We start from the raw sequence: 16,625 nt of genomic DNA on the forward strand, positions 1-16,625 counted from the left end.
TCCATCAATGCTAAAACTGGATAATTTTACGACGTACGCGACTATATTTAAGGTATTTAAAAGTTTTCTATTCGATTTTTTAGAAATTCCAAGCCAGTTTCTTGAACAAACTCGATCAAATGGCTGTTAAAAGTGGCAACCATCCAAAATTGTATCCTATAAACCTAATAGGATCAATCGCATAACAATTTGTTAATTTCAAGTTAAAATTCGTTAGGATTTATTCCCCAATTTTGCGTCATAAATCAAACTGCTCTTATATGGGATTTAGAAGACTACTATTTACATTCATTGTTCTGTTTAGCACAATCACTTCGTTTGCACAGGTAACTACCAGTAGCTTGATTGGTAGAATCACCGGTCCTGCGAAGGAGGCGTTACCCGGGGCTACCGTTGTTGTGATCCATCTGCCCTCAGGTACCAAATACGGAACAACAACCGATGCGGAAGGTTACTACCGTATCCCCAACATGAACGTTGGCGGTCCATACAAAGTAACTTCAACCTTTATCGGTTACACTGAATACAACCAGGGCGATATCTTCCTCGCACTCGGTCAGCCATTCAGACTGAACATCAGCCTTGGCGAAAAAGCCCAGGATATCAAAGAAGTACAGGTTATTGGCCAGAGAAGCACTGTCTTCAATTCTAACCGTAAGGGTGCACAGACTACTCTGAACCGTACACAGGTTGAAGCCCTGCCTTCCGTAGGTAGAAACCTGACCGACTTTGTACGTTTAACGCCTCAGGCGAAACTGACCAAAGACGGTAGCGGTAACCAGACTATCTCTATCGCAGGTACCAGCAACAAGTACAACGCTACTTTCGTTGATGGTGCGGTACAGAACGACGTATTCGGTCTGGCTGAAAATGGTACCAATGGTGGTCAGATCGGTATTTCTCCGTTCAGTATTGACATCATTGACCAGTTCAATATCAACGTATCTCCGTTCGACGTTAAACAGGGTGGTTTCGCCGGTGGCGCTATCAACGCTGTAACTAAAAGCGGTACCAACGAAATAGAAGGTTCTGCATACTACTTTGTGCGTAATGAAAGCCTTGCTGGTAAAACACCCACCAAAGACGAAAGCAAACGTACCAAACTGGCAGATTTCTCTTCCAAAACATACGGTGCACGTTTAGGTGGTCCAATCATCAAAAATAAACTGTTCTACTTCATCAACGCAGAGTGGCAGAAAGAAAACCGTCCGCAGCCTTTCACTTACGAAACATATGCGAACGGCCGTGCTACTCCGGCTTCAAGAGCTCAGCTGGATGCACTGGAAGCTAAACTGCGTGCAGCGGGTTACGATCCGGGTGGATACGAAACAACTGAAAACACACTGGATGGCCGCAAGTTCTTTGCAAGAATTGACTGGAACATCAACGAATCCAACAAATTCACTATCCGTCACCAGTATACACATGGTGAAAGCGTAAGCCCTGGTAAATCCAGCGCTTCAACTATCACCTTCTCTAACAAGGGTATCTCCTTCCCTTCTACCACCAACGCTACCACTGCTGAGCTGAAAAGCCAGTTCGGCAACAGGGCGTCCAACTCCCTGTTGTTAGGTGCTAACTTCGTAAGAGACGACCGTGGTATCACCGGCGCTCCATATACTTCCGTATTCATTTCAAGAGAATCTGTCAGCTTTGGTACTGAAGAGTTTTCTGCAGCTAACCTGCTGAAACAGGACGTACTGACCCTGACTGATAACCTGGAACTGTACAGAGGTAAACACACCATCTCCCTGGGTACAAGTAACGAGTTCTATAATATGACCAACGTATTTATCGGTCAGAACTTTGGTTCTTATACTTTCGCTACCCTGGATGATTTCATGAATGACAAATCACCAACCCAGTACAACCGTTCCTTCTCAGCTGTAGATAAAACTACTGGTGATAACACCAATGGTGCTGCCAAATTCAAAGCACTGCAACTGGGTCTGTATGCACAGGACGACTACCAGGTAACTGATCGTTTACGTTTATCACTGGGTGTTCGTGCTGACCTCCCTATGCTGCTGACTGATCCCGCTGTAAACAATGATTTCAATACCAACGTACTGCCTCAGGTAGTTGCTGCCGGTAAATGGGATATCAAAGGCGCACAGACAGGTGTTAAACCAGACGCTAAGATCCTGCTGTCTCCACGCTTTGCCTTCAACTGGGACGTGAAAGGTGACCAGACCACCCAGATCCGTGGTGGTGCCGGTATCTTCACCAGCCGTATCCCTTATGTTTGGTTAGGTGGTATCTATAATAACAATGGTGTTACCCTGGGTGGTATGAGACTCGCTTACGATTCTACCAAACCAACCGGCGGTACCAACAACCCGATTCCTTTTGTATCTGATCCTTATGCTCAGCCTAGCATCACTGCTGCGCCATCAGGTAAGATCGATCTGTTTGCAAAAGACTTCAAATTCCCTCAGGTATTCAGAACCAGCCTCGCAGTTGATCAGAAATTGCCCTGGGGTATGGTGGGTAGCTTAGAAGCAATCTACACTAAGAACATCAACAACGTTGCTTACTACAATCTGTCATACATCCCTGCTGGTACTAATGTAACCGGTAGCGGTAGCGACAACCGTCCGATGTGGAAAAATGTAGGTAAAACCATTCTGGGTAACTACACTGATATCATGTATGCTGATAACACCAGCAAAGGTTACTCTTACAACCTGACTGCTCAGTTACAGAAAACCTTCTATGGTGGTTTCAGCGCAATGGCTGCTTACACTTACGGCCGTTCCAAGAGCATCAACGACGGTCAATCTTCTCAGAACTCTTCTCAGTGGAGAGTTGCTAACATCAGAGGCCGTAACGATATCGACCTGGGTAACTCTATCTTCGACCTCGGTTCAAGGATCATCGCTTCTGTAACTTACAAGAAAGAATACCTGAAACATTTCGGTACGACTGTTACCCTGTATTACACTGGTCAGTCCGGCGAAAGATTCTCTTACGGTTACAGAGATATTCCTAACACCAACATCGTTGGTGACTACAACGGTTCCAGCAGTGATAAAGGCCTGAACCTGATCTACATCCCAAGAAGTGCATCAGAGATCAACCTCGTATCTTACCAGGCTAACGGTGCTACTGTTACTCCTGAACAACAGTGGGCTGCACTGGATGCGTTCATCAATGGTGATAGCTATCTGAGCAAACACAGAGGCGAATATGCACCAAAGAATGGTCTGAGAACTCCGTTCACACACATCTTTGACCTGCACATTGCACAGGATATCTACATCACCCAGAAAAATGGTAAACGTCATACTTTACAGATCTCCTTCGACGTATTCAACCTGGGTAACATGATCAATAATGACTGGGGTCGCGTATACTCTACCCGTACAGGTATGAGCTATAACAACTACGGTCTGATCGACTTCGTTGGTTTTGCGGCTAACGGAACTACTCCGACTTATAACTTTAAAGCTCCTACCAAATACGACAACAAGACTGTTGCCCAGATCGATGATTTCGGTTTACAGTCTGCTCGTTGGCAGGGTCAGCTGGGCTTCCGCTATATCTTCAGATAAGCAGTATTCAGCAAAAAATATAAAAAAAGGTCTCGCCTATGGCGGGACCTTTTTTTTGCTACCTGTTCACACTGAACGACTTAACGAACCCCCGTTCGCGTTAACCTAAATTTAGCGCAATTGCAGGCCCACAAAGTGATACACACATTTAAAATAAGACATATATTTGTACCCGGATCCGTATCTTCAGATGCGATCCGGCTATTATAAATGGTTCCCTATTACTCTATGAGAAAGATCCTGCTAAGCGCAGTACTCCTTACATCATTGTTCGCATCCTGTAAAAAGGATGATGCACCCGTTACGGAAGATCCTATCCCAAAGGACCGGGTATTCTTTACCCTCGACGGCGGTAATATGAAGAACTACACCATGTTGCAACTCGATGACAAACAAAGGGTTGATTACTACATAATAGCCGATCTCAATAGAAATTATTACTTCAGACAGGACCCTATATTTGATGCTGACAGTCGTATGACCGGCATCAACACAAATACGGAAGCTGATCCATCTGCCCTGCTGAAAACAATCACCTTCGCTTACAACAGCAATAATAAACTGGTCATTATCAATCATATATCCCCTACTACCTGGAACCGGCTGAGTTACGACAGCCTGGTGTACAACAGTGAGGGAAAACTGTCCGCCATTTATCATAGTAAACCAAACAACGACGTCACTCCTCAATTTGCCTTTTATAGCAAGGAGACAATGGTATGGGACAGCAAAAGCAACATCATTGCCAGACACATATTGCCATTATCCGGCGATACCGAAAGCAAGGATACCATCAGCACAGCTACCTATACTTATGACGATGCGATCAATTTCATGATAAAACCAGCGGACCTGTTCGTAATGGATCTGAACAACGGTATCACCTGGTTATCAGCCAATAATCCGCTTACGCAGGTAACAAGATATCCTGCAGGCGATTCTGTGGTTACAATCAATAACTTATACACCTACGACAGAGGCAACTACCCGGACTCCATCTTTCGCACCAGAAAGGCTACTCAGGGCGGCGCCGAAGTGTACAACAATACCAGCAAATTTGCTATCAAGTACAAAATTCTCGACAAATAACTGCTCATAATACATGATTAGACTTCTACTAACTGCAGCTTTATTTATCACATGCTTTGCTTCCTGTAAGAAGGACGACGGTCCGCAGGGAGAAAGAGCTTTTTCCACCATGGAGCCTCAGAACGATCGCGCGCTGAAAACCAGTTCCTATTCTTACGACAGACGTAACAGGGTAGCGATCTTCGAGACCTCAGATGTTACAACGGAGGATTTTCATTCCGAAATGATCCGCTTCGATACTACAGGCAGGATTTCTTTTACTTACGTTTCCAATGAGTTCGGCAACGTAGGTGCCAAAGCCAAAGAAGTAGAGTATGACGCAGAAGGCAGAGTGGGGAAAGTGATATTATTCTCTTCCTATAGCGGCCTGAAAAATGGTTATGATAGTCTTGCGTATGATAACGGCAACAAGATCGTAGGTATTTATCACTATGAGATAGACGGTGTGATCGCTCCTTACCTGCTGACACGTAAAGATCTGATGGTAAGAGACGCCAGAGGCCGGGTAACTGATCGCCGCGAGATACCGGTATACAGAAATACCGAAAGCACCCGTATCACAACGATCTCTTATACTTATGATGAGAAGCCGAACTATAAAGGAGCTTCCTTCACGCACTTCATTTTCGACGCAGAAGAAAGCGCCGGCTGGATGTCTTCCAACAACGTGATCACCAAAACAACACAATATCCTGATGGTTCTGTACAGACCATCACCAATGCCTATACCTACGACGCTGATAACTTTGCCACCTCTATGAGTCAGCATGAGCAGCTGACAAGAGGTGGCACAATAGTTTCCAGCAGGAAGACTTCATACAATCTGAAGTATACGTTCCTGCTGCCGAGCGATCTGTAATTTACCACAGGTCAAGATCCGCTTTAACCTGTACCAATATATTAAGACAGAAGGAAGGCGTCCGCTATATAGCTGGACGCCTTTTCTTTATGCCATTAACCGTCCGTCAAAAACCATGGTATGTCAATCTGTTGCAGGTCGGGTGCTTAATTTTTTTTCCTTATATTTATAACCATGCTGGAACAACATTACAAATGGCATTCCCCGCACCTGGGCCATGAATTTGAAATGCTGGTGTATGGAGAAGAGGGCTATCCGCTGATACTCTTCCCTACCTCCATGGGAAGGCACTATGAACATAGGGACAGAGGTGTAATACAGGCGTTGGAATGGTTTATCAACAACCAGCTGATCAAAGTGTACTGTCCCGATACAGTGGACGTACATAGCTGGTATAATATACACATCACCCCGGCTGAAAGAGCCCTTCATCACATCAGATATGACAATATGCTCCGGCATGAGATATTGGAAAAAGTGACTGAAGAAACAGGCGTTCAGCGTATTGCAGTAGCCGGCTGTAGTTTCGGTGGTTACCATGCAGCAAACTTTGCCTTCCGGTACCCGGAAAGAGTTTCTTATCTGTTCAGTCTCAGCGGTGTTTTTGACGTAAAAGCCCGGCTGAACGGCCATTATGACGACAATGTATATTATAATAACCCGGTAGATTTTATGCCGGCTAATCCGCATGAAGCCCTTTGGCGGATGGGAATTATCCTGGGCGTAGCTGAAAAAGACATTACCCGTAGCCAGAATGAGACAATGTCCGGCATCCTTCATAATAAAGGCATTATGCACTGGCTGGACGTAAGGCCTAACAAGACACACGACTGGCCCACCTGGCTGGAGATGCTGCCTTACTACCTGTCCCTGATCAAATAGCCTCTACTGTTGGCGCGAATATTGATTTTCATCGGCGGCTGTTGTAAACGACGGATAACCAAACAGTAAAACTCTTTACAGATGAAAAAAATAGGACTCCTTTTCGGCCAGGAAAATGGCTTTCCGCAGGCCTTTATCGATCGTGTGAATGACAAACAGATAGACGGAATCACAGCAGAAGCAATATCCATCGAGAAAGTGATACAGGGTACCCCCTCCGGCTATACTGTCATCCTTGACCGCATCTCCCAGGACGTACCCTTCTATCGCACCTGGCTTAAACAGGCCGCACTTGATGGTACTGCGGTTATCAACAACCCTTTCTGGTGGAGTGCTGACGACAAATTCGTCAACAATGAACTGGCACACCGCACCGGTGTAAAAGTGCCTAAAACGGCACTGATCCCCTCCAGAGATCTTCCCCTCAATACAAGCGATCAATCCTTCAGAAACCTGGTCTACCCCTTCGACTGGGATGCTATCTTTGATCATATCGGCTTTCCTGCCTACATGAAACCATACAATGGCGGTGGCTGGAAACATGTGTATAAAATACATGACCGTGAGGAGTTCTTTGCACAACATGCCCGCACCGGACAGCTGGTCATGATGCTGCAGGAAGAGATCAAATACCAGTCTTACTATCGTTGTTATTGCATAGGCGGCAGATATGTACGCGTAATACCTTACGATCCATATCAGCCGGAAAACCAGCGTTACCTGACGGAAGACTCAGGCGATACCACGCTGCTGAATACCATTGCCGACCAGGTAGCACAACTGAACCAATACCTCGGATATGATTTCAATTCCGTTGAAATCGCCATTCAGAACGGTGTGCCTTATGTAATCGACTTCTGGAATCCCGCTCCTGAAACAAATGAAAAAGTGATTGGTACAGAGAACTTTGAATGGGTGGTGGAAACTGCGGCTACCTACGCCATACAGCGTGCGCAACAGCAGACGCCAGGCACAGATAACCTGACCTGGGGGAATTTCCTGCAACACGCTATTCAGGGCCAGCAAACCGCGATCGTACCCGGGGCAAAGAGAGTAGCCGCTAAAAAGCCGACTGCTGTCTCTCCTGCCAAGCCGCCAAAAGATACCAAAACACTGAAGGAGCCAAAGGCGCCGAAAGTGGAAGAGAAAGAGACGCCGGCCAGAAAGACGGCCGTGAAGAAGACAAAAAAGAAAGAAGAGTAATTGTATTCAATTAGGAATTACATAGCAGGAATTGATCGTCAAAGCCCTGAACCGGCAGTTCCGGACTCCTGTTTCTAAATTATTCCCCACATGATTTTCGACTGAAAAGAAAGAATAACTTTGGGGGAATTAGGATCAGCAATTCGTAATTGAAGTGTCAGCTATTTACGCTCAATTCCTGTTTCATAAATCCTAATTCTTAATTGAATCACCGCATGCTCAACAACTTCACCCTCGGTATTGAAGAGGAATACATGGTCATGGACCCCCAGACCAGAGAACTGAGATCTCATGAACAAAAGATCGTAGAACAAGCCCACAAGGTGCTTAGAGATAAAGTAAAAGCCGAGTTTCACCAGGCAGTTGTAGAAGTAGGCACAGAGATATGCGCCAACATCGATGAAGCCTGCGAAGATGTATCCATGCTGCGCAAGACAATTGCCAGCATAGCTGGTGACCTGGGATACAGCATTGGCGCTTCCGGTACACATCCTTTCTCCAAATGGCAGTTCCAGCACATTACAGACAATCCCCGCTACTTTGAGATCGTCAATGAAATGCAGGATGCCGCCCGCTCCAACCTCATCTTCGGACTACATGTGCACGTGGGCATGGAAAACAGGGAAATGGCCCTGCATATCGCCAACTCGGTACGTTATTTCCTGCCGCACGTATTTGCGCTCAGTACGAACTCCCCTTTCTGGGAAGGCCGTAACACCGGTTTTAAATCTTACCGTACCAAGGTATTTGATAAATTCCCCCGTACCGGCATCCCCGATTACTTTGCCAGTATCGAAGAATACGACAGATATATCCAGTTGCTCGTAAAAACCAACTGTATTGATAACCCCAAGAAAGTATGGTGGGACCTGCGGGTACATCCTTTCTTCAATACAGTGGAATTCCGCATCTGCGACGTACCGCTTACCGTATTGGAAACCTGTACACTCGCGGCACTGTTCCAGGCTGTCTGCGCAAAGATTTACAAACTGCGCATGCAGAATCTCAACTTCATCATCTATAACCGGGCACTGGTCAATGAAAACAAATGGCGGGCATCCCGCTACGGTATTGACGGTAACCTGATCGACTTTGGGAAGGAAACAGAAGTCAATGCCAGAGCACTGATCCATGAACTGCTCGACTTTGTGGACGACGTAGTGGATGAACTGGGCAGCCGTCATTATATACAGCGTACCCTCAATATTCTCGAAAACGGTACGGGTGCGGATCAGCAGTTAAAAGTATACACCGACACCAAAGATCTGGTGTCGGTTACCGACTTCATCACCAATAGCTTTCTGAAAGACTGCTAAACGTGTACCTTTGCAGTATGATACCGACTAAGCAGCACTGGAAAATTGCCATCCTGGACATGTACGAGCAGGTGCCTAATGAAGGCATGCGCTGTATACGGGAGATATTGACCAGCTATGCAGAAAAGCATGCACTGGACGTGGTATTCCATGAATATGAAGTACGGATAGCGCAACAGGTACCCGATCTCTCTTATGATATATACATCTCCACCGGTGGCCCTGGCAGTCCGCTGGACAGCGAAGGCAGCGAGTGGGAAACCCGCTACTTCGGATTGATGGAAGAGATCAGGCAATGGAATAAAACAAAGGACGACAAGAAACAGGTATTATTGATCTGCCACAGCTTTCAGCTGATGTGCCGTTATCTGAAATTAGGGAATGTATGCCGCCGCAGATCGCCTGCTTTCGGCGTGTTTCCCGTTCATAAAACAACGGCTGGTGAAGGCGAACTGGTATTCAACGAACTACCCGATCCTTACTTCATCGTAGACAGCCGCAACTGGCAGGTCATAGAACTCGATCAGGAACAAATGGCCACCACCGGCGCTACCGTGCTGGCACTTGAAAAAGAAAGGCCGCATGTACCGCTGGAAAGAGCAACGATGGCCATCCGTTTCAGTGACTATTGCATTGGTACACAGTTCCATCCGGAAGCAGATGCTACCGGTATGCGGATGTATCTGCTACAACAGGAAAAAAAGAACCAGGTCATCACCAACTATGGTGCTGAGAAATACTATAGCATGCTGGAACACCTTTCCGATCCGGATAAGATCATGCTCACCCATGACGAATTCATTCCCGCATTCCTGGACAATGCTATTTTTAAACAGTCCGTTTCTGGCACAATTGAAGCGTAAGACAGTGCAGCATACCGGCCTGTGGACTTTAACTCACAACCATGATCCCTTCAATACGTACAGCATATAACCATCAGTTCACACACAGACAATACCAGGATTTCCTCGAAGGCATTGCTGCGGAAGCAGGAGAAGCGCCTGTTTTTAAAGTAGCGGAAACACCCGTGTTCATTCCTGCACAACTGACGGCCCAACTCAAAAAAGCCTGTGATGAGATCATTGAAGTGATCCTGCGTCCCGACTTTAAGGAATTGACAAAGAATGCTATTCCCCACCAGCTGAAAGTACCACATGAAAACGATCATCCTCATTTCATGGTGATCGACTTTGCAGTATGTCGCGATGAACAAGGTGCGCTGACGCCAAGACTGATAGAATTACAGGGATTCCCATCATTGTATGCATTCCAGGAATTAATGGCCAGACAGTTCAGGACACATTTCAATATTCCTGATACGGTGAATAACTTCTTCGGCGGACTCAATGCAGACAGCTATTTTCAGTTACTGAAAGATGTGATCCTTGGCGAATATCAACCGGAAGAAGTAGTACTGCTGGAAGTAAAGCCACACGAACAAAAAACAAGGATCGACTTTTATTATACTGAAAAGCAGTTAGGTATTCAGCCTGTCTGCGTGACAGAACTGATACACGAGGGTAAGAAACTGTACTATGAAAAGGATGGTCGGAGAATACAGATCAAAAGGATCTACAACCGTGTGATCTTTGATGACCTGCACCGGCAGCATGATAAATTAGGAAAACACGTCAGCCTGTTCCAGGACCTCGACGTTGAATGGATCACACATCCAAACTGGTTTTACCGCATCAGCAAATACATATTACCATTCATACACAGTGAATATGCGCCCAAAAGCTGGTTTCTGGATGAATTACCGGTGATCCCTTCCGATCTTGAAAACTATGTATTAAAACCGCTCTTCTCCTTTGCAGGACAAGGTGTCCTGATAGACGTCACACAAGCGGATATTGATAAGATCACCGATCCGGGAAACTGGATACTGCAACATAAAGTACAATACGCTCCTGCCATAGAAACACCAGAAGGTCCTGCCTATTGCGAAATACGCATGATGTACATCTGGCCGGATGGTAGTCCGGTACCTATTCTGGCGCACAACCTCGCCCGTATCAGTAAAAGTAAAATGATCGGCGTATCACAGGGTAAACCGCAGAACTGGACCGGCGGCAGCTGTGCCTTTTTTGAAGACGCCTTATAAACGCTGCTTATCTTTTTGCAGCTGGGCTTTCAGTTGCTCATAGCTAATATCCTGTATAGCTTTTTTACTTTCAATGGCCTGAATGGCGGCAGTAGCAGCGCTTTGTCCGAGAATCATGAACACAGGTTCCATCCGCACAGAACCGTAAGCGATGTGTGTACAGGACAAACATACCGGTGCCAGCAGATTCGTGCATTCTGCCTTTTTCGGTACGATGGAGCCATAACTGATACGATAAGGGACAGGTATTTCCACGCCAATATCACCTTCATTCTGCACAGTGCCGTCTTCTTTTACATAACGCTGCGCATTGTGCGAGTCCAGTGTATAAGAACCCATACCGATAGCGTTGGATACTTTATTCCTGCCTAATACTTCATTTTCCGTCATCGTCTCCAGCCCTTTCATGCGTCTTGCTTCGCGGATATACAGTTGGTGAGGCCAGTTGCCATTATCTTTGAATTCATCGCGGGAAAGGCCCCATTTCCCCATACGTATGCGGATGCTATCCGGCACGCGTGGGTCTGTGGCCATAAAGTATAATAATCCCTGCTGATAAGCTGTATGCGCTGCGATAATTTCCTTCCTTTTCTCATAAGAGGCATCCGGATAATCGTAGTTCATACCAATGTAATCCATACTGAAAGGACCGTGGTTATTGACATCTGTTTTATGATTGGGGATGGGATCAAATTTGTTGAAGACCTCATTCCAGCCGGTTGCAAATACGCGCAGCAGCAAAGCATATTGTGTGGAGTCATAATCTGCAGGACGGGTGAATGGAATACGGTTTGCCGGTAGATCCGTCAGACATAACCGAAAGCAATACGCCTGAATCCTTTTATCGCTACTCCCCTTTTCACCGGGCGCCTGATCTGAAATAAGTGGTAACAATCCACTATTACGATCACCAGGTATCTGATATGCGCTAACCGGTTTCTTAAAATGATGTCCATGCTGAAACACGTCTGTCTGCACACCAGCCCAGGTTTCATTGAACTCACTACGCGCTTCCCGACCAACACTATAAGAGATGCCGGCAGCTGCCATCAGATCTCCTTCATAGGTAGCATCGATGAACATCTTTCCTTTAAAGGTTTTGCCACTGAGTGTTTTGATCGCTGTGATCTGTTGCCCTTTTTTAGTCACACCGGCTTTTCTGTCCAGCCATTCGTTGCGGTAAATTTTGATCTTGTATTCCTTTACAAAATCTTCAAATACCTTTTCTGCGGCATGAGGTTCGAAGATCCACATCGTACGGTCTGTACCATCTATTGCAGGTGTTCCCTGGCCTCTGTTGCCATAAGCAGATTGTTCCTGCCAGTTCCAGGAAGCAGGCTGCTGATAATGCATATATATGCGATGATAGAACTCACGGGCGAGTCCACCGATCACTTCTTTATTACCAGTGTCAGTGAATCCGAGGCCGCCGGCTGATAGTCCGCCGAGATGCTGGTCAGGCGATACCACTACAACAGACTTATGCATTCTGCTGGCCTGCACAGCGGCAGTGATAGCAGCAGATGTACCGCCATAGATAACGATATCAGCTTCTGTAGTGGTCTGGGCGATGGTGTCTGTGTAAGTCAGCAGGGAGGAGAAACAAAGGATCCATATATGTTTCATAACAGTGGATTTAACGGGTTAGCGTGGGATCTGGGTTAGCATCAGTTGGCGATGCGCATGAAGGCGGATAGCTGTAAAAAAGCCTTCCGGACACTGACCCGCTGTTGGCGAAGTACAAGCCGGAAGGCATTTATGAATGATGTGCGACTGATCAGTTATTTACCGAACTGGTCCTGCCAGGCCAGCATACCGCCTGTCAGGTTCTTTACATTCTGGAAACCCATTGTTTCCAGGATCATCGCTGCCTGTCCGCTACGGCCACCGCTACGGCAGTAAACAATTACTTCCTGGTCTTTCAGATCTTCCAGTTCATCTACCTGCATTGCACGGATTTCGCCTAATGGCACCAGCTTACCGCCTATATTGAAATCTTCATGTTCATGCGGTTCCCTTACATCTACAAGGTTCAGGGTTTCGCCGCTGTCAATGCGCTGTTTCACGTCTGCTGCGCTTATATTTTCCATGGCTGTAAATTTTTATGTTTTTGATTTATACAGCAATATTAAGGTATTGTGTGCTTATTACTGCTGTTCATCTACCGGAGCTGGCGGCGCTACACCACTATCCTTTTCAGGACGGGAGTTGGACAACCAGATATCGATACTTTCTCCTGCACGGATCATATTTGTTTCGTTCAGGCTGTTTTTACGCAGCGGGATCTGTTTTACCACAAAAGCATTTGCTGTATCTGTCACGGAAGGATCGATGATCACAGTACCGAGGCCCAGGTTACTGGCGCTCAGGGTTTCTTTTGCTTCCAGGTAGGTCATACCAGTCAGGTCCGGAACAGGGTTTTCTGTATTACCGGTACCACTGCTCAGTACGAGGGTGATGTTACTACCCTCCGGAATATCTCTGCCAGGCTTAACGGTTTTACCGTTCAGCAGCTGTTGTAATACAGTATTGGTAGCGAAGTCTGGTTTATAGATCGTATCGCCAACATTGAGTCTGAGACTATGCAGGGTCATTTCAGCACTGCGGAAGGTCAGACCGGTCAGATCAGGCATCTGTACCATTGGTGGGATCACCTTGTTAACTGTCAGGTAGATCGTGCGACCTACTTTTACAACAGATCCTCTGGCGGGTGTTTGTTCCCATACGGCCAGACCTGGCAGACTGTCAACATAAATTGAATCTCTTACATCCACGCTGAATCCTTCTTTTTCGAGGATCATAGTGGCTTCCTGTATATTTTTCTTATAAACGTCAGGTACGGTAAGGGTATCCCCGTGTTTTGTGATAATTCCCAGTAATGAAAAGAAAAGCAACCCCAGAACGGCAAAGATCCCTATGATAACCAGCAGATTAAAGCCGAAGGAGCGTTTAGTTATTGAATTGAACACAGATTATATTTTAACGTTAAAATGAACTCAGGTGTTGTTATTTCCTCAGGCATTCTTCAATTAATGTGCCGTAAAACTCCTGAAGGGTTTTACCAGCGGCCCTTACCTGCTGAGGTACGATGCTGTTTTCAGACTGTCCCGGCATCGTATTCACTTCCAGGAAGAACAGGCGGTTGCTGGCTTCTTCCCAGATGAAGTCCATTCTCACAATACCACGACAGTTCAGTTTACTGTACAGCTTTTTGGCGGTCTCCTGGATCAGGTTCACTATTTCATCCGGTGCTTCTGCAGGCGTCACCTCTCTGGAAACACCCGGGGTATATTTCGCTTCGTAATCGAAGAATTCTTTACTGCTGATGATTTCGGTTACAGGGAGTACCGTGAACTCACCATTTGATCTGTAAAGACCACAGGTGATCTCTCTGCCTTTCACGAACTCTTCTATAAGGATCTGTACATCTTCATTGAAGGCCTTTTCGATAGCAGGAGCCAGTTCTTCCGCTGTATTCACTTTAGACATGCCGATGCTGCTGCCACCTTCTGCAGGTTTTACAAACACGGGCAGTTTCAGTTCCTGGAGGATAGCCTGGGTATCATAAGGCTGATCTTTGAAGATATGTACTGATTTTGAAACATTTACAAGATTCAGAGAGGCTACTACCTTGTTACAGTAGCTCTTATTGAATGTCAGGGCAGAGGTTACCATTCCACAGCTGGTGAATGGAATACCGAGCATTTCAAAATATCCCTGTAAACGGCCGTCTTCACCTGGTGTACCATGTATACCGATAAAAACTGCGTCAAATTTCACCTTATCCCCATTGATAGTCAATGTAAAATCGTTCTTGTCTACAGCGATCAGCTGACCATCGGAACCTGTGTAGTTCCATCCATCGCGGGTAACAGAGATCTTATAGACATTATACTTGCTGCTGTCAAGATGTTTCTCTATTACGGCTGCACTTTGAACTGAAATTACATATTCACCGGAGTATCCGCCGGCTACCAGGGCGATGTTCTTTTTCATATATAATTTAATAATAAGCGGATAAAGTTAATAGAAAAATGGTGGATGTGAACTTTTTTTAGGTTAAAAGAAAAGGGAAGAAAGTTTTGATCCTTTCTTCCCTTCAGGTTCCGGTATGCGTTCCGATGATTATCGATGACCAGTTACCGGGTAGTTCCTTAAGCTTCCTGTATGATGATATTACATATGTAATTTTTCTTTCTTAGCCAGCAGATCATCCACTGTTTCCTGATACATTTCGTCAGGAACGCAGCAATCTACCGGACAAACAGCCGCACACTGAGGCTCTTCATGGAAGCCCTGGCATTCTGTACATTTGTTTGGAACAATGTAATAACTGTCTACAGCAATTGGCGCGTTACGTTGGTCAGCATCGATAGTAGAACCGTCCATCATCACGAACCCGCCTTTAATAGAGGTGCCATCAGCCATTGCCCATTCAACGCCACCCTCATAAATAGCGTTATTTGGACACTCAGGTTCACAAGCACCACAATTAATACATTCGTCTGTTATCTTGATTGCCATAGTATAAACTTTTTGTTTAAGTAGTAAGCCATTAATTTTGCAGACAAAAATAGAATATCTAGGTTTAAAAAGTTAATTATTTATATAGAGATTTCATGAGCAGTACAGAAAAAGTAGCAGCCCTTGTGCGTTTGGGTCAGTACCTGTCAGGCAACGATCCTGCGTTACAGGCTGTGAAGGACAGGGCATTTCAGGCTAACGGATGGTTTACCCACGAATTCATAGACCTATCCCTGCAAAATATTTGCCGCTATTACCTGGACGAAACCCGGCTTAACAGCTGGCTCGCGGGTTATCCTGCTCCGGCAGTTAATCCCCGTTCAGTCGGTATCGTAGCAGCTGGTAATATTCCGCTGGTGGGTTTCCATGACTGGTTATGCGGCTTCCTGAGCGGCCATCAGGTACGCCTGAAGCTGTCTTCCAAAGATGTGGTGCTGATGCAGCATGTCATAGATAAGATCAGTGAATGGTATCCGCAATACGCAGAGCAGACACTTGTACAGGAAATGCTGAAGAATTGTGATGCCTACATCGCGACAGGCAGCAACAACTCTGCACGGTATTTTGAATATTACTTTGCACAGTATCCGCATATCATTCGTCGTAACCGTACCTCTGTGGCCATCCTGGATGGAACGGAAACCCCGGAGGAACTGGAAGCGCTGGCAGATGACGTGATGCTGTATTTCGGACTGGGATGCAGAAACGTGACGAAGATATTCGTACCGGACGGATACAATTTCGAAGCCCTGATCAAAGGACTCCGGAAATATGCTTATCTCGCAGATCATCATAAGTACAAGAATAACTACGATTATAATCTTGCCCTGATCCTGCTGAACAGCGGACTATACATGGCAAACGACAATATCATTTTACAGGAATCTGCCTCCCTCTTCTCTCCACTCAGCGTACTGCATTACAGCCATTATGCAGATAAAAACGTATTGACGGAAGAACTGAACGCTAATAATGACCTGCAATGTATCGTAGGACATGGCTTCACTCCTTTTGGGACTGCACAGCAACCCAGCCTTTCCGATTTCGCGGATGGCGTGGACACCATGCAATTCCTGACAGGTTTACAGTAGTAT

At 45.9% G+C, this 16,625-nt stretch carries 14 protein-coding genes; 9 read left to right on the forward strand and 5 right to left on the reverse strand.

Annotated elements, in window-relative coordinates; all coding sequences use genetic code 11:
• Nucleotides 1-341 precede the first annotated feature (341 nt).
• From BMZ72_RS26900 to BMZ72_RS26935, 8 genes are all read left to right on the forward strand, one after another.
• Nucleotides 342-3,554 carry a TonB-dependent receptor gene (locus BMZ72_RS26900; RefSeq protein ID WP_218155288.1) on the forward strand — a complete coding sequence of 1,071 codons (3,213 nt, stop codon included), beginning with the start codon at nt 342-344 and terminating at the stop codon, nt 3,552-3,554.
• A 228-nt stretch (nt 3,555-3,782) separates the two neighbouring features.
• Nucleotides 3,783-4,643 carry a hypothetical protein gene (locus tag BMZ72_RS26905; protein ID WP_089812910.1) on the forward strand — a complete coding sequence of 287 codons (861 nt, stop codon included), beginning with the start codon at nt 3,783-3,785 and terminating at the stop codon, nt 4,641-4,643.
• 13 nt (nt 4,644-4,656) lie between these two features.
• The gene (locus BMZ72_RS26910; RefSeq protein ID WP_089812912.1) at nt 4,657-5,502 is read left to right on the forward strand and encodes a hypothetical protein; all 846 of its coding nucleotides are present in this window, start codon (nt 4,657-4,659) and stop codon (nt 5,500-5,502) included.
• Nucleotides 5,503-5,676: 174 nt separating this feature from the next.
• Nucleotides 5,677-6,384: an alpha/beta fold hydrolase gene (locus BMZ72_RS26915; protein ID WP_089812914.1), complete on the forward strand. Its 708-nt coding sequence runs from the start codon at nt 5,677-5,679 to the stop codon at nt 6,382-6,384.
• 81 nt (nt 6,385-6,465) lie between these two features.
• Nucleotides 6,466-7,587 carry an ATP-grasp domain-containing protein gene (locus BMZ72_RS26920; RefSeq protein ID WP_089812916.1) on the forward strand — a complete coding sequence of 374 codons (1,122 nt, stop codon included), beginning with the start codon at nt 6,466-6,468 and terminating at the stop codon, nt 7,585-7,587.
• A 215-nt stretch (nt 7,588-7,802) separates the two neighbouring features.
• Nucleotides 7,803-8,903 carry a carboxylate-amine ligase gene (locus BMZ72_RS26925; RefSeq protein WP_089812918.1) on the forward strand — a complete coding sequence of 367 codons (1,101 nt, stop codon included), beginning with the start codon at nt 7,803-7,805 and terminating at the stop codon, nt 8,901-8,903.
• A gap of 17 nt (nt 8,904-8,920) precedes the next feature.
• Nucleotides 8,921-9,766 (forward strand): type 1 glutamine amidotransferase, encoded by an 846-nt coding sequence (locus BMZ72_RS26930; protein ID WP_089812920.1) that lies wholly within the window; start codon nt 8,921-8,923, stop codon nt 9,764-9,766.
• Nucleotides 9,767-9,807: 41 nt separating this feature from the next.
• Complete coding sequence (locus BMZ72_RS26935) at nt 9,808-11,007, forward strand: hypothetical protein (protein ID WP_089812922.1); 1,200 nt, start codon at nt 9,808-9,810, stop codon at nt 11,005-11,007.
• On the opposite strand, the gene BMZ72_RS26940 is transcribed toward BMZ72_RS26935, so the two are convergent.
• From BMZ72_RS26940 to BMZ72_RS26960, 5 genes are all read right to left on the reverse strand, one after another.
• Nucleotides 11,002-12,633, reverse strand: a complete 1,632-nt coding sequence (locus tag BMZ72_RS26940) for an FAD-dependent oxidoreductase (protein WP_089812924.1) — start codon at nt 12,631-12,633, stop codon at nt 11,002-11,004. The two genes, BMZ72_RS26935 and BMZ72_RS26940, sit on opposite strands and share 6 nt — an antisense overlap.
• 155 nt (nt 12,634-12,788) lie before the next feature.
• Complete coding sequence (locus BMZ72_RS26945; RefSeq protein WP_012793528.1) at nt 12,789-13,097, reverse strand: rhodanese-like domain-containing protein; 309 nt, start codon at nt 13,095-13,097, stop codon at nt 12,789-12,791.
• Nucleotides 13,098-13,154: 57 nt separating this feature from the next.
• Entirely contained in the window at nt 13,155-13,976 is an 822-nt protein-coding gene (locus BMZ72_RS26950) for a PASTA domain-containing protein (protein WP_089812926.1), read from the reverse strand.
• 37 nt (nt 13,977-14,013) lie between these two features.
• Nucleotides 14,014-15,003 carry a D-alanine--D-alanine ligase gene (locus tag BMZ72_RS26955; protein WP_089812928.1) on the reverse strand — a complete coding sequence of 330 codons (990 nt, stop codon included), beginning with the start codon at nt 15,001-15,003 and terminating at the stop codon, nt 14,014-14,016.
• 180 nt (nt 15,004-15,183) lie between these two features.
• Nucleotides 15,184-15,531, reverse strand: a complete 348-nt coding sequence (locus BMZ72_RS26960) for a 4Fe-4S dicluster domain-containing protein (protein WP_012793531.1) — start codon at nt 15,529-15,531, stop codon at nt 15,184-15,186.
• A 95-nt stretch (nt 15,532-15,626) separates the two neighbouring features.
• Between BMZ72_RS26960 and BMZ72_RS26965 the strand changes: the two genes are divergently transcribed.
• On the forward strand, nt 15,627-16,622 hold the full coding sequence (locus BMZ72_RS26965; RefSeq protein ID WP_089812930.1) for an acyl-CoA reductase: 996 nt from the start codon (nt 15,627-15,629) through the stop codon (nt 16,620-16,622).
• Nucleotides 16,623-16,625: the final 3 nt, after the last annotated feature.

Origin of the sequence: Chitinophaga sp. YR627, from assembly GCF_900114995.1 — a bacterium.
GTDB lineage: Bacteria > Bacteroidota > Bacteroidia > Chitinophagales > Chitinophagaceae > Chitinophaga.